Annotated in this window: 18 protein-coding genes and 1 pseudogene; 13 read left to right on the forward strand and 6 right to left on the reverse strand. The window is 55.5% G+C overall.

The genetic code is table 11. The annotated features are described in order from the left end of the window. Positions 1 to 3: 3 nt before the first annotated feature. Positions 4 to 855, reverse strand: a complete 852-nt coding sequence (locus RGW60_RS22510) for a sugar phosphate isomerase/epimerase family protein (protein WP_322206691.1) — start codon at positions 853 to 855, stop codon at positions 4 to 6. A gap of 289 nt (positions 856 to 1,144) precedes the next feature. Then, on the reverse strand, positions 1,145 to 2,095 hold the full coding sequence (locus RGW60_RS22515; protein ID WP_322206999.1) for a LysR family transcriptional regulator: 951 nt from the start codon (positions 2,093 to 2,095) through the stop codon (positions 1,145 to 1,147). Positions 2,096 to 2,276: 181 nt separating this feature from the next. Between RGW60_RS22515 and RGW60_RS22520 the strand changes: the two genes are divergently transcribed. The 5 genes from RGW60_RS22520 to RGW60_RS22540 all read left to right on the forward strand — a co-directional run bounded on the left by RGW60_RS22520 (position 2,277) and on the right by RGW60_RS22540 (position 7,868). Further along, positions 2,277 to 3,605 carry an MFS transporter gene (locus tag RGW60_RS22520; protein WP_322206692.1) on the forward strand — a complete coding sequence of 443 codons (1,329 nt, stop codon included), beginning with the start codon at positions 2,277 to 2,279 and terminating at the stop codon, positions 3,603 to 3,605. Positions 3,606 to 3,680: 75 nt separating this feature from the next. Then, the gene (locus tag RGW60_RS22525) at positions 3,681 to 5,219 is read left to right on the forward strand and encodes a CoA-acylating methylmalonate-semialdehyde dehydrogenase (RefSeq protein ID WP_322206693.1); all 1,539 of its coding nucleotides are present in this window, start codon (positions 3,681 to 3,683) and stop codon (positions 5,217 to 5,219) included. 104 nt (positions 5,220 to 5,323) lie between these two features. Continuing rightward, the gene (gene mmsB / locus RGW60_RS22530) at positions 5,324 to 6,211 is read left to right on the forward strand and encodes a 3-hydroxyisobutyrate dehydrogenase (protein WP_322206694.1); all 888 of its coding nucleotides are present in this window, start codon (positions 5,324 to 5,326) and stop codon (positions 6,209 to 6,211) included. Between the two features lie 109 nt (positions 6,212 to 6,320). Then, positions 6,321 to 7,628, forward strand: coding sequence for a HAMP domain-containing sensor histidine kinase (locus tag RGW60_RS22535; protein ID WP_322207000.1), 1,308 nt, complete (start codon positions 6,321 to 6,323; stop codon positions 7,626 to 7,628). A 78-nt stretch (positions 7,629 to 7,706) separates the two neighbouring features. Continuing rightward, positions 7,707 to 7,868, forward strand: coding sequence for a hypothetical protein (locus RGW60_RS22540; protein ID WP_322206695.1), 162 nt, complete (start codon positions 7,707 to 7,709; stop codon positions 7,866 to 7,868). A 58-nt stretch (positions 7,869 to 7,926) separates the two neighbouring features. On the opposite strand, the gene RGW60_RS22545 is transcribed toward RGW60_RS22540, so the two are convergent. Both RGW60_RS22545 and RGW60_RS22550 read right to left on the reverse strand, forming a co-directional pair. Further along, a complete protein-coding gene (locus RGW60_RS22545) occupies positions 7,927 to 8,271 on the reverse strand; it encodes a cupin domain-containing protein (RefSeq protein ID WP_297831243.1) in 345 nt (114 codons plus the stop codon). A gap of 167 nt (positions 8,272 to 8,438) precedes the next feature. Continuing rightward, entirely contained in the window at positions 8,439 to 9,332 is an 894-nt protein-coding gene (locus RGW60_RS22550; RefSeq protein ID WP_322206696.1) for a LysR family transcriptional regulator, read from the reverse strand. A gap of 96 nt (positions 9,333 to 9,428) precedes the next feature. Here RGW60_RS22550 and RGW60_RS22555 point away from each other — a divergent pair, with 96 nt between their 5' ends. The 3 genes and pseudogenes from RGW60_RS22555 (at position 9,429) to RGW60_RS22565 (ending at position 11,717) form a co-directional block, all read left to right on the forward strand. After that, positions 9,429 to 10,190 (forward strand): sulfite exporter TauE/SafE family protein, encoded by a 762-nt coding sequence (locus RGW60_RS22555; RefSeq protein ID WP_322206697.1) that lies wholly within the window; start codon positions 9,429 to 9,431, stop codon positions 10,188 to 10,190. A gap of 41 nt (positions 10,191 to 10,231) precedes the next feature. Next, positions 10,232 to 10,472 (forward strand): annotated as a pseudogene (locus RGW60_RS22560) (LysR substrate-binding domain-containing protein); the annotation flags it as partial. 111 nt (positions 10,473 to 10,583) lie between these two features. Beyond that, positions 10,584 to 11,717 carry an alpha/beta hydrolase gene (locus tag RGW60_RS22565; protein WP_322206698.1) on the forward strand — a complete coding sequence of 378 codons (1,134 nt, stop codon included), beginning with the start codon at positions 10,584 to 10,586 and terminating at the stop codon, positions 11,715 to 11,717. A 25-nt stretch (positions 11,718 to 11,742) separates the two neighbouring features. On the opposite strand, the gene RGW60_RS22570 is transcribed toward RGW60_RS22565, so the two are convergent. After that, complete coding sequence (locus RGW60_RS22570; RefSeq protein WP_322167552.1) at positions 11,743 to 13,326, reverse strand: peptide chain release factor 3; 1,584 nt, start codon at positions 13,324 to 13,326, stop codon at positions 11,743 to 11,745. Positions 13,327 to 13,628: 302 nt separating this feature from the next. Between RGW60_RS22570 and RGW60_RS22575 the strand changes: the two genes are divergently transcribed. From RGW60_RS22575 to RGW60_RS22595, 5 genes are all read left to right on the forward strand, one after another. Further along, the gene (locus RGW60_RS22575; protein ID WP_407074110.1) at positions 13,629 to 14,381 is read left to right on the forward strand and encodes an ABC transporter permease; all 753 of its coding nucleotides are present in this window, start codon (positions 13,629 to 13,631) and stop codon (positions 14,379 to 14,381) included. A 14-nt stretch (positions 14,382 to 14,395) separates the two neighbouring features. Then, positions 14,396 to 15,289 carry a glycine betaine ABC transporter substrate-binding protein gene (locus RGW60_RS22580; protein WP_322206700.1) on the forward strand — a complete coding sequence of 298 codons (894 nt, stop codon included), beginning with the start codon at positions 14,396 to 14,398 and terminating at the stop codon, positions 15,287 to 15,289. A gap of 13 nt (positions 15,290 to 15,302) precedes the next feature. Continuing rightward, a complete protein-coding gene (locus RGW60_RS22585) occupies positions 15,303 to 15,956 on the forward strand; it encodes an ABC transporter permease (RefSeq protein WP_322206701.1) in 654 nt (217 codons plus the stop codon). Positions 15,957 to 15,970: 14 nt separating this feature from the next. Then, positions 15,971 to 17,125: an ABC transporter ATP-binding protein gene (locus tag RGW60_RS22590; protein WP_322207001.1), complete on the forward strand. Its 1,155-nt coding sequence runs from the start codon at positions 15,971 to 15,973 to the stop codon at positions 17,123 to 17,125. A 466-nt stretch (positions 17,126 to 17,591) separates the two neighbouring features. After that, positions 17,592 to 18,752, forward strand: a complete 1,161-nt coding sequence (locus RGW60_RS22595; protein ID WP_322206703.1) for a type III PLP-dependent enzyme — start codon at positions 17,592 to 17,594, stop codon at positions 18,750 to 18,752. A 53-nt stretch (positions 18,753 to 18,805) separates the two neighbouring features. Here the strand turns inward: RGW60_RS22595 and RGW60_RS22600 are convergent, their stop codons facing one another. Then, positions 18,806 to 19,630: a hypothetical protein gene (locus RGW60_RS22600; protein WP_322206704.1), complete on the reverse strand. Its 825-nt coding sequence runs from the start codon at positions 19,628 to 19,630 to the stop codon at positions 18,806 to 18,808. Positions 19,631 to 19,710 lie beyond the last annotated feature (80 nt).

Consider the following 19,710-nt stretch of genomic DNA (forward strand, 5'->3'; position numbering starts at 1 on the left):
TCCTTAATGGCGAGACGAATGAGTAAAACGTTTGAAATGCTCGCGTTCGGCGTGGGCCATCCACACGTTGAGCGACCACAGATCGGCCACTGGAACGTTGGTAAATGGCAGATTGTGCAAATAGCCGTCGGCGCCAAACTCGGGGGTCAACGTGCTGACCTGATAGCCACGCGCTTGTTGTGAACGCCAGATCGCTTCCCAGTGGTGTTGATGGAAAGCCAACTCTTTGGCGTATTCCGGCGCGGCGGGGTGAGGGACTTGCGGGCCTTGGTCATACCCGACCCGAGCCTGAATGTGATGGACCCGCTCAACGAAGGCGCTCAGGTCGTCCTCGGGATCGTCGAGCAAGCGTTCGCAGGTGACGATCCAGTGGCTGATGTCGCTGGTGAACCGCAAATCGGGCAATTGGCGAATCAGTTCGAGGGTGACCCAGGGGTTGAACAACGACCGCGAGCGGTGGGTTTCAAAGCTGCACACCTGGCCGTGTTTACGCGCCAGCTCCAGTGCGCGGCCGAAAAAGTCTACCTGTTGCGGCAACTGCCAGCGGTCATTACCGGCCAGCACATTGACGAAACGCGGCGACAGCTCTGCGGCCCAAGCGAGTTTTTTGTCGAGATCCTGAAGGTGTTCGTCGACCGGCGCGGCTTGCTCGGGCAACACGTTATAAGCGGTGAACACGCTGCTGATGTAGCCCAGCCGATTGGCCCGCAGAAACGCGGCAAAATCCGCTCGTTCGCGGGCTTCCAGTGGAAGGCGCGCTTCGATGCCGTCAAAACCGGCTTCGAGCAGCTCCTCCAATGCTTGGACCTTACTGGCGGTATAGCCCCAAAGCGTTCGGAATATTTCCAGTTTCATCAACGACCTCAAAGATTCCTCGGGCTACGGCACAGCACGACAACGGCAAGACCGGGTCGGGCAACGGGGGGCAGCAGCAGAAAGAGGTAATCCTTGGGCCGAATCTCTGGGGTTTCGGTCCCGTGTGAGAATGATCTTAGGTGGAGGGCGGGACCGGGAAGAATAGGAAAGCTCAAATCGATAGTTCAGAGATTTATAAACTAACTGCGTCGATGACTACTACAGAACTACCCGAACCGCGCCGGTCCCACAGACGCGGTCATATTTACCCTCCCTGAATCCTTGCAGACTACTCCGAAGCAAACACCATTCCCTTAGTTTCCCCCAGCAACAGCGGGCGGTTCTGCTCAGTTACCACGCGGATGTAATCCCACAACAAGGTAATCCGCTTTAACTTCCGCAGATCCTCGCGGCAGTACATCCAAAACTGCCGCGTGATATTCACCTCATCTTCCAACACCGGCAGTAGCCGCGAATCTTGCGCGGCAAGAAAACACGGCAGTATCGCCAGCGACCGGCCTTGCAGCGCGGCGACGTATTGGGCGATGACGCTGGTGCTGCGCAGGTTGGCGCTGGCGCCGGGCAGCAGGTTGCTCAGGTACAGCAACTCAGAGCTGAACGCCAAGTCATCGACGTAACTGATGAACGAATGATTAGCCAAATCAGCGCTGCGTTTGATCGGCGCATGGCTGTCGAGATAATCCTGAGTCGCGTAGAGCCGCAGGCTGTAATCGCACAGCTTGCAGCACACATAAGGTCCATGTTCCGGGCGCTCCAGCGCGATCACGATGTCGGCCTCGCGTTTGGACAAACTGATGAAGTGCGGCAACGGCAGAATATCCACTGATATCGCCGGGTAAGCGTCGAGGAAATGAGTCAGCTGCGGGGTGATGAAAAAGCTACCAAAGCCTTCGGTGCAGCCCATTCGAATATGTCCGGACAGTGCCACGCCAGAGCCTGAAACTTGCTCGCACGCCAAGTGCAGCGTACTTTCAATCGACTCGGCATACCCCAGCAAACGCTGGCCTTCGGCGGTCAAAATGAAGCCGTTACTGCGGGACTTCTCGAACAGCAATGTGCCCAGTGCCGCTTCCAGAGAATTGATCCGTCGCGACACCGTGGTGTAGTCCACCGCCAACCGTTTGGCCGCAGCGCTAGCCTTGCGGGTGCGGGCGACTTCCAGGAAGAACTTGAGGTCGTCCCAGTTCAGTAGGTTTAACGACGTGATGTTATTTTGCATGTTGATCCGGTTTTTATGTGCGTTCTTGTTAGATGTTTGCACATCTATACTCCAAAACATGCCCTCGACCAAATTCAGGATCAGCGGCTCAGGAGACCTAATCAGCAAGGCCGCTCACCCCATTGCTAAACGAAGCTACATGCCATAACACCCTGCACAAAAATAATAAGCGGAGGAGTTTATGAAGAACGCTACAACTGTGGGCGCAGGTTCCGTCGGCGCCAACCCTGCAAAAAAGGTCGCATCCTATCGGCTCGCCGGCATGGCAAGCATGGCCGGTACCACCATCGAGTGGTATGACTTTTTCCTCTACGGCACGGCTGCCGCGCTGATCTTCGGCAAAATATTTTTCCCCGCACTGGACCCCATCACTGGAGTGTTGGCGGCTTTCGCCACCTACGCCGTGGGCTTTCTCGGTCGGCCGTTGGGCGGGATTATTTTTGGCCATTTCGGTGACCGCATCGGGCGTAAATCCATGCTGTTGCTCACGCTGATGATGATGGGGATTCCGACCATCGTAATCGGGCTGATCCCCTCCTACGATCAAATCGGCTATTGGTCCGCGTTGATCCTGGTGCTGATGCGCTTTCTACAAGGTATGGCGGTCGGGGGCGAATGGGGCGGAGCTGTGCTGATGGCGGTCGAACATGCCCCCGAAGGCAAAAAAGGCTTTTATGGCAGCCTGCCGCAGACCGGTGTCGGTGCGGGCTTAGTCTTGGCGTCGTTGGCCATGGGCCTGGTCGCTAAACTGCCTGAAGCGGATATGCTCTCTTGGGGCTGGCGCCTGCCGTTTGTTGCCAGCGTGGTCTTGCTGGGCATCGGTTGGTTGATCCGCCTAAAAGTGCCCGAATCCCCTGCGTTCGAAAAAATAAAAGCGCAGAACACGGCGGTCAAAGTCCCGCTGTTTCAGGTTTTGCGCAAACACCCACGGGAAACCTTGACGATTATCGGAGCCCGCACGGCAGAGAACGCCTGGTTCTACATGTCAGTAACCTTTGCCTTGGCCTACGCTGCCAACCAATTGCAGATCCCCCGGGCCGATGTGCTCAACGCGATTACCTGTGGAGCGGTGTTGTCGCTGTTCACCATGCCGTTTTGCGGCTACCTCTCGGACAAAGTAGGCCAGCGCCGCTTGTACTTCGCCGGGCTGTTATTGCTCTGCGCGTTTATTTATCCGTTTTTCGCCATGCTCGAAACCCGCGAGCCTGTATGGGTCTGGTGGGCAATGGTGCTGGCGGTCGGGGTGGTCTTCCCGATCATGTATGCCCCTGAATCGCTGTTGTTCGCCCGGCAGTTTCCGGCGGAAATTCGTTACAGCGGCATCTCGGTGTCCGTGCAACTGGCCGGCGTGTTGGGTGGCGGATTCGCGCCGATGATCGCCACCAAATTGCTGACTTACGCCGACGGCAGCCCGCATTACGTCATCGTCTACCTCCTTGGCATGGCCGTGATCGCGCTGTTCTGTACTGCACTGATGAAACCCGATCCGGCGCGGTATCACGCACCCTGAATAGATCTAAAACAAACGGCTTGATCTGAATTTTTCGCTGCCCCTACTGGGCCGTTCGAATACTGGAGAACTTGAATGAACGCTTTGCAGAGTCTTTCAATCAACAACACATCCGGCGCTGTTGCCCGAGTCAAACTGCTGATCGCGGGTGAGTGGGTCGATTCGAAAACCAATGAATGGCGCGACATTGTTAACCCGGCGACCCAAGAAGTCTTGGCGCAAGTGCCGTTCGCGACTGAAGCCGAAGTGAACGCCGCCGTCGCTGCCGCGAAGCAGGCGTTCCAAACCTGGCGCCATACGCCTATCGGTGCGCGGATGCGCATCATGCTCAAGCTTCAGGCGTTGATCCGTGAACACTCCAAGCGCATCGCTATGGTGCTGAGCGCCGAGCAGGGCAAGACCATAGCGGATGCCGAAGGCGACATTTTTCGCGGCCTGGAAGTGGTCGAGCATGCGTGCTCCATCGGCACCCTGCAGATGGGCGAATTCTCGGAAAACGTCGCAGGCGGAGTCGATACCTACACGCTGCGTCAACCTATAGGTGTCTGCGCCGGAATCACCCCGTTCAACTTCCCGGCGATGATTCCGTTGTGGATGTTCCCGATGGCCATCGCCTGCGGCAACACCTTCGTGCTTAAACCTTCTGAGCAAGATCCGATGTCGACCATGTTGCTGGTTGAATTGGCGGTAGAGGCGGGCATACCGGCTGGCGTGCTCAACGTGGTCCACGGCGGCAAGCAAGTGGTGGATGGAATTTGCACCCATAAAGACATCAAAGCTGTGTCATTCGTTGGATCCACCGAAGTGGGCACCCACGTGTACAACCTCGCTGGTCAACACGGCAAGCGCGTGCAATCGATGATGGGCGCGAAAAACCACGCTGTGGTTTTGGCTGATGCCAACCGCGAGCAAACTCTTAACGCGTTAGTGGGCGCGGGCTTCGGCGCTGCGGGTCAACGCTGCATGGCCACCTCAGTGGTGGTGTTGGTAGGCGCGGCTAAACAATGGCTGCCGGACCTCAAAGCCCTGGCGCAAAAACTCACGGTGAATGCCGGTAGCGAAGCGGGCACCGATGTTGGGCCGTTGATTTCCAAACGCGCTAAAGAGCGTGTGTTGAGCTTGATCGAAAGTGGGGTCCGCGAGGGCGCCAAGCTTGAACTGGATGGTCGCGGTGTCTCAGTGCCGGGTTTCGAAGATGGCAATTTTGTTGGGCCGACCCTATTTTCCGGCGTGACCACGCAGATGCAGATCTACACCCAGGAAATCTTCGGCCCGGTATTGGTGGTGCTGGAAGTCGAGACCCTTGATCAGGCAATTGCCTTGGTCAACGCCAACCCTTACGGCAACGGTACTGGCCTGTTTACCCAAAGCGGCGCAGCGGCACGCAAGTTTCAGAATGAGATCGATGTCGGACAGGTCGGGATCAATATTCCGATTCCTGTGCCAGTGCCTTATTTCAGCTTCACCGGCTCGCGCGGTTCGAAACTCGGCGACTTGGGTCCGTATGGCAAGCAAGTGGTGCAGTTCTACACCCAGACCAAAACGGTCACCAGTCGCTGGTTTGATGATGACAGCGTGAACGATGGCGTCAACACCACCATTAATCTGCGCTAAGTCATTGCCTGTAAAAGCCAGCGTGTGGGCGAGGGAAAATATGCGGCGGTTCAGATATGCCGGTTCGCCAACAAGTAGGCATCTACAGACTAAGGAGAATAACCATGAAAATCGCATTCATCGGCCTGGGCAACATGGGCGCGCCCATGGCGCGCAATCTGATCAAAGCTGGCCATTCACTGAATCTGTTTGACCTTAATAAAACTGTGTTGGCGAAACTCGGCGCGTTAGGTGCCACCATCAGCGCATCGCCCAAGGACGCATCCCAGGGCGTCGAGTTGGTGATCACCATGCTTCCCGCCGCGGCCCATGTGCGCAGCGTTTACCTAAACGAAGACGGCGTGCTGGCCGGGATTGGCCGTGGTGTACCCGCTGTGGATTGCAGCACGATTGATCCGCAGACCATCCGCGAGGTGGCGGCGGCAGCGGCCAAACAAGGCGTGGTTCTCGGCGATGCGCCGGTGTCGGGCGGCACTGGGGGGGCTCAGGCCGGGACACTCACCTTTATGGTCGGTGCCAGCCCACAGCATTTCGAAATGCTAAGGCCGGTCTTGGCGCAGATGGGTAAAAACATCGTTCATTGCGGTGACATTGGCACTGGGCAAATTGCCAAAATCTGCAACAACATGCTCTTGGGTATCTCCATGATCGGCGTCGCCGAGGCTATGGCTTTGGGCAATACCCTGGGGATCGATACCGGCATTTTGGCCGGCATTATCAACAGTTCGACCGGGCGCTGCTGGAGCTCTGAAGTCTACAATCCCTGGCCGGGTATCGTGGAAACTGCCCCGGCATCGCGTGGCTATACCGGAGGTTTTGGAGCAGAACTGATGCTTAAGGATTTGGGCCTGGCAACCGAAGCCGCAAGGGTCGCCCATCAACCGGTGATTCTTGGCGCTGTCGCGCAGCAGCTTTACCAGGCCATGAGCTTACGGGGTGAGGGCGGTAAGGATTTCTCGGCCATCATTGAGTCCTATCGTAAACCTGAATAAAACGCGGAGTTTGAAGGCCCTCAATAGGCGGGTATCATCCGCCTATTGGTCTCGATTCCGATGCCTTCTTGTGTGTGTGCCCCGAATGTCGTTGAAGTTCTGGAAATCGATGGACATCAAGCACAGCTTGAAGCAAAGGATCGTGGTGGTCTTTTCGCTGATGAGTGTGCTGGTGGCTGGGGTATTCGCCGTGGGCATTATCGTGACCGTGCACGTGGTCGAGAAAAGATTGACCACTGCCACACTCGGTCGGGATCTTCATCGGCTGATGGTAATGGACAGCGTTGAAAGCTGGAGCCACAAACCGGAAAAAGAAGAGTTGTTTTATGTCGAGGGCGGCGCCGGTGAACTTGCCATTGTCGGCGATTTAGCCGAGCTGGCGCCGGGCTTCCATGAGGTACACCGCGGCGAAAAAGCTTATTACGCTATGGTCGAGATGGTCAGTGGTCGTCGCTACGTGCTGCTGCGTGACCAGCGCAATTTTGAAAAGCGTGAAAGGATTTTGTTTGGGATCGTATGCGTCGGTTTTATCCTCAGCATCCTTCTGGCAATTTTATTGGGTCGCTTGTTGGCGCGCCGTGTGATGGCACCGGTGGTTAATCTCTCGCGTCAAGTCCGCTACCGCGATCAAATTCTTGAACTTGCCCCCGCCTTATCACCCAACTACGCCCGTGATGAGGTCGGCGAGCTTGCAGTATCGTTCGATGCCACCTTGGGTCGCTTGCGTGCAGCACTGGGTCGCGAAAAACTCTTCACCAGTGACGTCAGTCATGAACTGCGAACGCCGCTAATGGTATTGGCCAGCTCGTGTGAATTGCTGTTGGAAAGCTCTCTGCTTGATGATCGATCCCGTAATCAGGTCAAGCGCATAGCTCGGGCCAGCGCCGGGATGAGTCAGTTGGTTGAAACCTTTTTGATGCTGGCGCGGGTCGAGGGCAACGAAAGTCGACACGGGCCCCGCTCGACGCTGTTAGACGTTGCTGAAGAACTGGTCGATCTGTGGCGCAAGCCCATCGAGGAAAAGGGCTTGCAACTGCTGTTTGATCCGGGCGAAACCTTGCCTACATTGTTCAATGCAACTTTGGTGCATTCGGTGATGGGTAACCTGCTGCGCAACGCTTGGCACTACACAGACGTAGGCTTCATACGCCTAGCGCTGAACCCGCACGGTTTTGCCGTCGAAGACAGCGGTATTGGCATTCCTGAAAGCCTTCACGAAGCCATGTTCCAACCCTTCGTCAGGGGGGATGAACAGCGCGGTGAAGGACTGGGTCTTGGTCTTTCACTGGTACAGCGAATCTGCGAAAACCAGCATTGGACCGTCGCGCTCAGAAGCCTGAAGCCCAGCGGGTGTTGTTTTGAAGTTGTGCTGGATCCGGTTCCGCCTGTAGCCAACGTGTTGGCGAAGAACCCTTGAGGTGTTTGGGGCATACCGCCTCGCGTCGGACAGCCTTGAGATGCCGCTTTACATATCCGCGTGGGCGGCTTACTGCGGGTGACCAGTAGCTTCTACAGCAATTTGATCGAAGGGCAGTTTACTGAGCCGGTCACCCTGGCCCCTTCTGCACCGAAGCGCAGTCGCAGAGAGCTGACAGAGTTGGCCATGACCCATATTGGTGCCCAGGAAGCATTCGAGCGGTTGGTCGAGCTAGGGTAGGTCACAGCGACAATGGCGGATGGGTCTCCGCCATGTGCTTTGACCTGCAATCGAGCTATCAAGCAAAAACAAAATACTTCCTGACCGTCTCAACCACTTCCCAAATCCCTTTCATGCCCGGCTCAACGATAAAGATATCGCCCGCACGTAAGTGAATAGGCTCCATGCCGTCCGGCGTGATGATGCAGTAACCTTCTTGAAAGTGGCAGTATTCCCACTTCACATAGTCCACGCGCCATTTGCCTGGAGTGCAGATCCAGGTGCCCATGATTTTGCTGCCGTCTTCAGAAGTGTAAGCGTTGAGGTTGACGGTGTGCGGATCACCTTCAAGCTTCTCCCATTTGCAGGCGTCAAGCACGGGCAGCGGGTGAGTATCGCGAAGGACGGTAATCGGCGTAGACATGGCAACTCCAGAAGGTAGGCGCGCGGTTAATAGCGCGCGGATACCATAGGGCGATTGCTTGATGGTCAGTTGTCTGTGCTCGACATCGAGGTATCCAGAAACGCTGAGGGCTACGAACCGACCGCGTCAGGTCGGCGCGTGCTGGGCAAGCCAATCAAGCGCGACGGCTATTCGCTCGGGGTGGTGCTCAAGGCGTCCACTAACATCTTGGCGTACCCCGGCAGTACGGAAAAATCAGTCGCGCATAACAGCAGTTTGCGATCAGCCCATGGGTCGCTCAGCGCAATGCTCCTCACCGCATGGGTGCGCTCGTAACGATCAACCGCAGCGCGCGGTACGATTCCCAGGCCCACGCCACGAGCAACCATACGCATTACCCCGGCAAACCCTTCGGCCCGCGCCCGAATTCGCAAGCGTTTGCCAACATGCAACGCTTGTTCTTCGAGGTAAATCGCTATCGCATTGTTGGCCGTCAAGGCCACATGATCGAAGTCCAGCGTTTGCGCAAAGCAGAGCGATTGATGGATGTTTAGCGGGTGATCCACTGGCATGACCAGTGCCAGCGGGTCATCGCGAAACGGCAGTGTTTGTAGATCACTGGCATCGACAGCGTCAGAAATGATGCCGATGTCTGCCGCGCCTTGACGCACGGCGTGTAGGATTCTCAAGCTTGGGTGTTCTTCCAGATCAACATCGATGGAGGGATGCTTGATCAAAAAATCCCCCAGCAGTTCCGGCAGGTATTCGGTCAGCGCGGAGGTATTGCACAGCATTCGGACCTGGCCTTTGAAGCCCTTGGCATAGTCTGTCAGGCAAAACTGCATACGGTCGACCTGCTGCAGGATCAGTCTTGCGTGCCGGGCCATGGCCTTGCCGGCAGGCGTCGCTGTCACGCCGCGTCGTCCTCGCTCCAACAATGGTGTGCCCAATGATCCTTCAAGCGCCCGAATCCGGGCGCTCGCTGAAGCCAATGACAAATGACTGCGGCTGGCACCCGCCGTGATGCTGCTGCTCTCAGTCACATTGAGAAAAAGCCGAAGGTCGATCAGATCGAAGTGCATTTAAGTTCACCCTTGTAAACAGCCTCTGTCTATGCCTGAGGCTAGCTCAAAATATGACAGCTTTTCGCATGCGCTTGGCCGCGACATTATTACGTCATGAATACGCTCATAGAACTTTATCAGCATCTGGGCTGGGCGCTGTCGTTACTGGTGCTCTGTGTTTTTATGACGGCAGGCGTGGTCAAAGGCGTCATCGGCCTTGGCTTGCCAACGGTGGCAATGGGATTGTTGGGCTTGGCTATGGTGCCGGCGCAGGCTGCCGCTTTGCTGATCATTCCGGCGACGGTAACTAATGTTTGGCAGTTGGCGACAGGCGGCCAGTTACGGGCATTGTTCCGGCGGTTATGGACGATGCTGTTATTGATTTTTCTTGGCACCGGCCTGGGTACGCTCTGGTTGGGCGTGGGATCGGACCAGACTATGAACCGCGTGCTAGGCGCGGTCTTGGCGCTGTATGCGCTGAGTGGCTTGTTCCTGCCGCCCCTGCATGTTGCACCGCGATTTGAGCGTTGGCTCGGGCCGCTTTGTGGATTGATTACAGGCATTTTGACATCCGCCACCGGATTATTTGCGATGCCTGCCGTGCCTTATTTACAAGCGTTAGGCTTGGACCGCAATCAGTTGGTTCAAGCATTGGGACTATCGTTCACCGTCTCGACGTTGGCATTGGCGGCGGGCCTGTATTGGCAGGGTGCGCTGGGCAGCGGTGAGATGGGCGCCTCATTGCTGGCATTAGTGCCCGCGTTGCTGGGCATGATGCTCGGTCAGTGGTTGCGCCAGCGCATCAGTGCGGCACTGTTCAAGCGGGTGTTTTTCGTTGGAATGGGGTTACTTGGATTGCATCTGTTAATGGCCTAGTCGAATCCTTGCAGCAATACCAGATGATTCGTGCGTGTGGGTCAAATAGCGGAGAAGCCGTGCGTCAGTTAGCCTTAGCCGGGGAGGGCGTTGTTTGCCTATCGCACTTCATGACCGACGAAGACATTCGCCTCAAGCCCTTGTAGGTCATTCTTCCTGAAGCCAACAGCGGTTACCGGCAACCGATTCATGCGGTGCACTACCGAAAACTCGCAATTGGCGCTGCGTATTCAATGTTTTCTCGACTTCCTCCAGAGGAAGCTGGCAAATTACGCCGCCTGAGGCTGAGCCTTTACCGATTATTTACTGCGCCGGGCTCGTTGATTGAGGCCGCTGCGGTTAGGCTGCTCGCTTTAGCCGAGCCAACTGATAGGGATGGACTGTGTGGGGTGCATGAATTTTCAACCGAGACACTGGCTTGCTGTGAGTGTGCTGCTTGGCACAATAGGTCTGACCGCCGGCTGCGCTAGCGACCCAGCGGGGGCCCACATTAAATTTATCGAGTTGGTTAACAAAGATCTGACCACCGCGTATCTGCCGGCCCATAACGAAGTCTCCAGTTGGGATGATACGTGGCAGATAGGACGCCAATCGGTGAATGTCGCTTGGCTGGCGCCCGTGAACCATGAGCGTTTGCCGCTGATTATTTATCTGCCGGGCCTCGGTGAATCGGCCACAGCGGGCGAGCAATGGCGCACCGCCTGGGCACAAGCCGGGTATGCCGTGTTATCGGTTCAGGGTCAGGCCTACGGCCCGGCTCTTTACCTGACAGGTCAGGCCCAGGCGGGCGTGTTTCGCGAGTTGGCGGCTGATCGCTATTCCAACGCTTCCCTCCGAGACCGGCTGAGCACACTGCAGAAAGTGTTAAGCGAAGTGCGGGCGCGGGCGGCTAAAGGTGAAGCGCAACTGGCGTCGATCGATTGGAGTCAAGTTGCCGTAGCCGGTTTTGATTTGGGCGCGCAAACCGCCGCTGCGGTGGCGGGAGCGGGACAAGTGGACGTCGCGACCGGTATTGATATTGAGCCCAAGGCTGTGTTGTTGATCAGTCCTTTTGCCGAAATCCAGGCCAAACCTGAGGTGTTCGCACGCATCGCTTCGCCCGTCTTGACAATTACTAGCCAAGACGACGAAGACCCGTTCAACTGGGTCAGTTCTAATCAGCAGCGCGAATTAGTGGGTGCATCCGTGACCGCTGCTGGCAGTCACCGCTTGAGGCTGTCGCGGGCTACCTACAAGACCTTGTCCGGCTCAGATTTGGTGCCCATTCCCACCGAAGGAAAGGAGTTAAAGGTGTCAGAGGACGATCATACTCCCGGGGGAAAATCCCACGCCAAGACCAAACTCCTTCGGTCTGGCGCTCACAGTCCTGTCGGGGCAGAGCCTGTTCCCGATCCGAAACAAGTAGCTTCGATTCAAGCGGTCAGCCAAGCCTTTCTCGACAGCCGGGTGAAACACAATCCGGCCGCCAGCGATTGGCTGCAAAAAACTGCACCGGGCTGGTTGGGAACTGCGGGCTGGCTGCAGTAACAAACGCCCGTGACCTGACCTTCAGTTAGTGATGTTCGCGGGTCGCACGGAATTTTACGTCGGGCCAGCGCTCTTCCATTAATGCAAGGTTGACGCGGGTCGGTGCCAGGTAGGTCAAGTGACCGCCGCCGTCGACCGCCAGGTTTTCCACGGCTTTGATCTGGAACTCTTCAAGTTTCTTCTTATCGCTGCAATCGATCCAGCGAGCTGACCACACAGTGATCGGCTCGTAAGCGCACTCGACCTTGTATTCCTCTTTCAGGCGGCTGGCGACCACATCGAACTGCAACACACCGACAGCACCCAGAATGATGTCGTTGCTGCGTGTCGGGAAGAACACCTGCGTGGCGCCTTCTTCGGCCAATTGCTGCAAACCCTGACGCAGTTGCTTGGACTTCAGTGGGTCTTTCAGACGTACGCGGCGGAACAGCTCCGGGGCAAAGTGCGGGATGCCGGTGAAGCCCAGGTTTTCGCCTTCGGTAAAGGTATCGCCGATCTGAATCGTGCCGTGGTTGTGCAAGCCGATGATGTCGCCAGCGAAAGCTTCTTCGAGCTGTTCACGCTCGGAGGAAAAGAATGTCAGCGCATCGCCGATCCGTACTTCTTTGCCCAACCGTACATGACGCATTTTCATGCCCTTGTCGTAACGGCCTGAGCAGACCCGCATGAACGCGATACGGTCCCGGTGCTTGGGGTCCATGTTTGCTTGGATCTTGAAGATAAAGCCGCTGAATTTCTCTTCATTGGGCTCCACGGTGCGTTCGTTGGCAACACGGGCTAACGGCTGTGGTGCCCAGTTCACAACGGCATCAAGGACGTGATCGACGCCAAAGTTACCCAGCGCCGTACCGAAAAAAACCGGCGTCAGTTGGCCGTCGAGAAATTCTTGTTGGTTGAATTCGTGGCAAGCGCCCTGCACTAATTCCAGCTGATCGCAGAAGCGGTTGTACTCGTCACCCAAGTGGGCGCGGGCTTCGTCGGAATCAAGCTTTTCAATGATTTTGACGTCGGTACGCTCATGGCCATGCCCGGCGGTGTACACAATGATGTAGTCGTCGGCCAGGTGATACACACCCTTGAAATCGCGATAGCAACCAATCGGCCAAGTGATCGGCGCGGCCTTGATCTTGAGTACCGCTTCGATTTCGTCGAGCAACTCAATGGGGTCACGGATGTCGCGGTCGAGCTTGTTGATGAAGCTGACGATAGGCGTGTCACGCAGACGGCAAACGTCCATCAACGCGATGGTCCGTGGCTCAACGCCCTTACCGCCATCAAGGACCATCAGTGCCGAATCCACTGCGGTCAGGGTGCGGTAAGTGTCTTCGGAGAAGTCTTCGTGGCCCGGGGTATCCAGCAGGTTGATCATATGATCGCGATACGGGAACTGCATGACCGAGGTGGTGATGGAAATGCCGCGTTGTTTCTCCATCTCCATCCAGTCAGACGTCGCATGGCGGTCGGACTTACGAGATTTCACCGTGCCCGCAATGGAAATCGCCTTGCCCATCAACAGCAGTTTCTCCGTGATGGTGGTCTTGCCCGCATCCGGGTGGGAAATGATGGCGAAGGTGCGGCGTTTCGCGACTTCGGCGGCCTGGTTAGTCATGGGAAATCGCCTGGCAGGTGATCAAAAAAGGGCGCAGATTATAGCTCAGTTGGAGGCAATAACCGAACCGTTCAGTCGATGCAAGGTGGCCAATTACTATCTTATGTGGGAACCTTTCGCACAGTAGAGACGTCCACTCCTCGGATAGAGCCAGTATGTGAGGCTGATAAATCAACACGTTAGCTTGACGAAGCTACGCTAATGGCTTGTGTTTTCGCCGAGGTTAAACCCTTACCGGCGACCCACCCGCTGCTCTTCGCGAACGTTATTGCAGTTATCAGTGCGGTCAGAATTGGCCCGCTATGGCAACGCGTTCGCCGACGGAAAAAAGGAGTCCGCCTGTGGCTAATCGCTATGGCAAGGGGCTATTGGGAGGTGCAATTGTTATTGCGCTTCTGGCCCTGCTGGTCCATTGGATCGGCATCAGTACCATCGTAAAGTACCAAGACGACCTGTGGTTCTACCTGCAAGCGCATTTGATTTTGGTCGTGGTTTCAATGCTGGCGGCACTGGTGGTCGGTATACCGGCTGGTATTGTCCTCAGCCGACCGAGTATGGTTCGTAGCGCTGAACGCTTCATGCAAGTTTTCAATATTGGCAACACCGTTCCTCCTCTCGCCGTGTTGGCCATTGCCCTTGGGATCCTCGGCATTGGCAGCGGACCCGCCATCTTCGCGCTGTTCCTGGCCTCGTTGCTGCCCATTGTGCGCAACACCTATGAAGGCCTGAAAAACGTTCAGGGCTCACTCAAGGAAGCGGCCGTCGGAATTGGCATGACACCGCGCCAAGTGCTGCTTCGCGTTGAGCTGCCTAATGCCGTGCCGATCATTATCGGTGGCGTGCGGGTCGCGCTGGCAATCAACGTAGGCACTGCGCCGCTGGCGTTTTTGATTGGCGCGAACAGCCTGGGCAGCCTGATTTTCCCAGGCATTGCACTGAACAATCAGCCGCAACTATTGCTCGGGGCGGCGTGTACCGCTTTGCTCGCGCTGTTGCTTGACGGTGTGGTGACGTTAGCCAGCCGTATCTGGCTGGAACGCGGCCTGACCCGCTGAGAGAGGAAAAACCAATGAAAAAATCATGCTTATTCATAGGCTTTGCCTTGCTGCTCTCTGGTTTGGCCAGCGCCGCTGAAAAACCGGTGATTCGTATCGGAGCTCGGGTATTTACTGAGCAAACGATCCTTGCGGAAATGACCGCGCAGTACCTCAGGACCAAGGGCTATGACGTCCAAGTCACCGGGGGACTGGGCAGTAACCTGGCACGTAGTGCTCAGGAAAGCGGGCAGCTAGACATGCTCTGGGAATACACCGGGGTGTCGTTGGTGTCTTACAACCACATCGCTGAAAAACTCGACAGCGCGCAATCCTATGCACGGGTTAAAGAGCTGGACCTGAAAAAAGGTCTGGTTTGGCTGGCGCCGTCCAAGTTCAGCAATACCTACGCGCTGGCATTGCCGAAAAAAATTGCTGATAAATACCCCCTAATAAACAGCATCAGCGACCTGACCAAGGTCTTGAAAGACGAGGCCAAGGAAGATCATATCGTTGCGCTGGATACCGAGTTCGCTAACCGTTCCGACGGTTTGGTCGGCATGGTCAAGGACTACGGCATGAACCTGAACCGGGAGAACACCCGCCAGATGGACGCCGGGCTGGTCTACACCGCGCTGCGTAATGGCCAGGTGTTCGCCGGATTGGTCTACACCACCGACGGTCGTCTGAACGCGTTTCACCTCAAGGTGCTCGCCGACGACAAGCACTATTTCCCGGACTACACCGCGGCCCCGGTGATCCGCAAGGACTACCTCGACGCTCACCCGGACTTGGCTGCGCAGCTCAAGCCGCTTGCGGAACTGCTGGACGACGACACCATGCGCGCGTTGAACGCGCGGGTTGATGTGGACCACGACAGCCCCTCCCTCGTTGCCGCAGATTTCCTGCGCGAACATCCACTTAACTGATCAAGGAGAAGACATGAGCATCTTGAACACCTTCTCCCATCTTGACTGGTCGCTGATCCTGCACCTGACTTGGCAGCACATCACGTTGGTCGGCATCGCAGTGACCCTGGCGATTATTGTCGGCGTGCCGCTGGGCATCGTGATGACTCGCTTTCCGACACTGGCCGGACCGCTACAAGCCGGCGCCACGGTGTTGCTGACGGTGCCGTCGATTGCGCTGTTCGGCCTGTTGTTGCCGTTCTATTCAAAGTTCGGTCAAGGGCTGGGCCCGATGCCGGCGATCACCGCTGTATTTCTGTACTCGCTGCTGCCGATCATGCGCAACACCTATTTGGCGCTGACCGGCGTCGAGCCGGGGATCCGCGAAGCCGCCAAAGGCATCGGCATGACCTTCAGCCAGCGCTTGCGCATGGTTGAACTGCCGATTGCAGTTCCGGTGATCCTCGCTGGGGTACGTACTGCCGTGGTGATGAACATTGGCGTCATGACCATCGCCGCCACCATTGGCGCGGGCGGTCTGGGTGTACTTATTCTTGCTTCAATCAGCCGCAGCGATATGTCGATGCTAATCGTGGGCGCAGTACTGGTCAGTCTTCTGGCCATCTTCGCCGACCTGCTTCTGCAATGGCTGCAACGCACGCTGACTCCAAAAGGATTACTGAAATGAACAGTCCCAAGCAAATGATCGAGCTGCAGAACCTGACCAAGACTTTTCACACCAACGGCAAAGACGTCACCGCCGTGGATTCAGTGAGCCTGACCGTTAACGAAGGCGAGATCTGTGTATTCCTCGGCCCGTCGGGGTGCGGCAAGAGCACCACGCTGAAAATGATTAACCGTTTGATCATGCCAACCTCCGGCAAGGTGCTGATCAACGGTGAAGACACCAGCGGTCTGGACGAAGTGACCCTGCGCCGTAATATCGGCTACGTCATTCAGCAGATCGGTCTGTTTCCGAACATGACCATCGAAGAAAACATCACCATCGTCCCGCGCTTGTTGGGGTGGGACAAACAGAAGTGCCGCGACCGCGCTATCGAATTAATGGCGATGGTCAAGCTTGAGCCCAAGCAGTACCTGAGCCGCTACCCGCGAGAATTGTCCGGCGGTCAGCAACAACGGATCGGCGTGATCCGCGCCTTGGCCGCAGACGCGCCACTGTTGTTGATGGATGAGCCGTTCGGCGCGGTTGACCCGATCAACCGTGAGTCAATTCAAAATGAGTTCTTCGAGATGCAGCGGGCGCTAAACAAGACCGTGATCATGGTTAGCCACGACATCGACGAAGCAATAAAGCTCGGCGACAAAATCGCAATTTTTCGTGGCGGAAAACTAATTCAGGTCGACCACCCCGACACCTTGCTGGCACACCCAGCAGATGATTTTGTAAAAAGCTTCGTTGGCCAGGACAGCACCCTCAAGCGTCTGTTGTTGGTAAAAGCCGAAGATGCGGCGGACAACGCGCCGTCGGTCAGCCCTGAAACCCCGGTCGCCGAAGCGTTGGAACTGATGGACGAGCTTGACCGCCGTTACGTGGTAGTCACCGATGCCGAAAACAAAGGCCTTGGTTACGTTCGCCGCCGCGACCTGCACCGTCAAACCGGCACCTGCGCGCAATTCTTGCTTGAGTTCAATGCCACGGCTGCATTCGATGAGCATTTGCGGATTCTGCTGTCGCGGATGTACGAGTTCAACCGATCGTGGCTGCCGGTCATGGATGCCGAACGGGTGTTCCTGGGTGAGGTGACTCAGGAATCCATTGCAGAGTATTTAAGCTCCGGTAAGTCTCGCGGTGGCAAGACCAGCATTGTTTCTCCGGCTGAGTTGGTGGCTTAAGCGTAAGCAGTGTTGCTTGATCCAACGGATGAAAAACCATCTTTCTGGAGGAGCCAAGGTGTTAGCGATATGGCGAACTGATGCGCTAGACATGGCGCTTCGCCAACAAGTCGGCCCCTACAGGGAATGCATGGTGTGCCTGGAATGGAGCATCAACCATGTCACATGGGTCGGTTGCGTAGGTCAGTGAAAGACAGCTCGCGACGGACGTGTGCAAAAACGCGACATTTTTTGTTGATCTCAAGGCTATCAAGTCCTAAAGTTCGCGCCGAACGTCCATGCTGGAAACGATCCATCCGGCTCAAGTACTGACGACGAGACAGCAAGGCCAAGGGAAGCGCTTTTCCCATGGCCTTTTTGCTTTCGGCGATGGCCTTGGGAAGTAGGCGAACCAAAGTGGGGATACACACGGAGGACGTTCATTCGCACCCATTGATTAATCCAGTTTGCCCGTAGGAGATCCAGCATGATCAAAGTCGAAGACTATTTTGAGCTCACCACCTTCAACAAAATGAAGGCGTTTGCCGATCAGCATGAAACCCCGTTTGTGGTCATCGACACTGCGATGATCGACAAGGCCTACGATGACCTGCGAGCAGGCTTCGATTTTGCCAAAATCTATTACGCCGTTAAAGCCAACCCGGCGGTTGAAATCATCAACCTGCTTAAGGACAAAGGCTCCAGTTTCGATATCGCTTCGATCTACGAGCTGGATAAAGTCATGGGTGAGGGTGTAACACCTGATCGCATGAGCTACGGCAACACCATCAAGAAATCCAAGGACATTCGCTACTTCTATGAGAAGGGTGTGCGGTTGTTTGCCACCGACTCTGAAGCTGACCTGCGCAACATCGCCAAAGCCGCGCCGGGCTCCAGGGTTTACGTGCGTATTCTCACCGAGGGCTCGACCACCGCCGATTGGCCGTTGTCGCGTAAATTCGGTTGCCAGACTGACATGGCCATGGACCTGCTTATTCTTGCCCGTGAATTAGGCTTGGTGCCTTATGGCATTTCGTTCCATGTGGGTTCGCAGCAGCGTGACATCAGCGTGTGGGATGCTGCGATTGCCAAGGTCAAAGTGATCTTCGAGCGTCTGAAAGAAGAAGACGGCATTATCCTCAAGCTCATCAACATGGGTGGCGGCTTCCCGGCCAACTACATCACCCGCACCAACAGCCTGGAAACCTACGCAGAAGAAATCATCCGTTTCCTCAAGGAAGACTTCGGCGACGACCTTCCAGAAATCATTCTGGAGCCTGGCCGTTCGTTGATTGCCAACGCCGGTATCCTGGTCAGTGAGGTGGTCTTGGTAGCACGCAAGTCGCGTACCGCCGTTGAGCGATGGGTTTATACCGATGTGGGTAAATTCTCAGGCCTGATCGAAACCATGGACGAAGCCATTAAGTTTCCGATCTGGACCGAGAAAAAAGGCGAAATGGAAGAAGTGGTTATCGCCGGTCCTACCTGCGACAGCGCCGATATCATGTATGAGAACTATAAGTATGGTCTGCCATTAAACTTGGCCATTGGCGACCGTTTGTACTGGTTGTCTACCGGTGCTTACACCACGAGCTATAGTGCTGTGGAATTTAACGGCTTTCCGCCATTGAAATCTTTCTACGTCTGATCAGAGCTATTCAGATAGCCCATGATGACCCATGGGCTTTTGACGCATGACCGTTATAACTTCTGAAGGTGTTCTTTCAGGACGTTCAGGCTCGGCACCATGCCCTTCATTGCCTCGTTAAGCTCATTTATCGTGCTGCTCTGAAATACTCGTGCAATGAGTCTATCGGGTTCGTCCAGTAATGCGCGGATGTTACTGAGATAGGCGTACAAGTCACTAGCAGCGATCAAAGTGTCTGTATAATCGTTCCGTGTCTTATTGGCGGTCTTAATAACAATGTCTAAAGCGCTGTCGGTGATGGTCAAATCTAAGCTGATATTACGTCGCGCGGCATAGATATCAATGCTCGCGTCCATAAAGTTAATGATTCTTGGGGTTATCAGCGAGACACCGTCTGAGAGGGTTGACGAGTGGAACGCGCTGTCGAAACATTTTTTCCAGGCATCATGGATATGAAGTTTTATTTGTTGAAGGAGAATGACCGGTGAGCTTGCGTGAAGGAAGGCTAAGCCTGCGAGAGAGAATGGAGGTTGTTGCAGGTTGAGGGTCGACAACGAATTGCTTCTCTGTGGCTTAGTCATCAACGCAGTAGCCCCTGCGAGCTGATGAGCAAAAAAAATCAAGTCAGCGATAAGCCCGCACAAATTATAATGCCCGTGCAACATTTGGTTAAATTCAATGGGCCAAGAATCTGATTTGTTTTTTGCAATAGGAAGAACATAAACAAGAGAGGGCTCTACCCGTTGCTTAAATTCCTTATCAGAAAACATATTCAGTTCTGTTTTTATGGAGTTAACCTGTTCGGGAAGATTTTTCAAAAATAAACGATAGTTTGCCAATACCTTAAGAAATGGCAAGTCAATTTCGGCGGTGCCCATAATGATTATTTATCTACAGTCCCCGGAGACCATCGTCCGTTAGGACATTAAGTCAGCGAGTTAATGGTAAGGTAACTTGG

It is taken from the genome of Pseudomonas sp. AB6 (assembly GCF_034314105.1).
In the GTDB taxonomy this organism is placed as follows: Bacteria; Pseudomonadota; Gammaproteobacteria; order Pseudomonadales; family Pseudomonadaceae; genus Aquipseudomonas.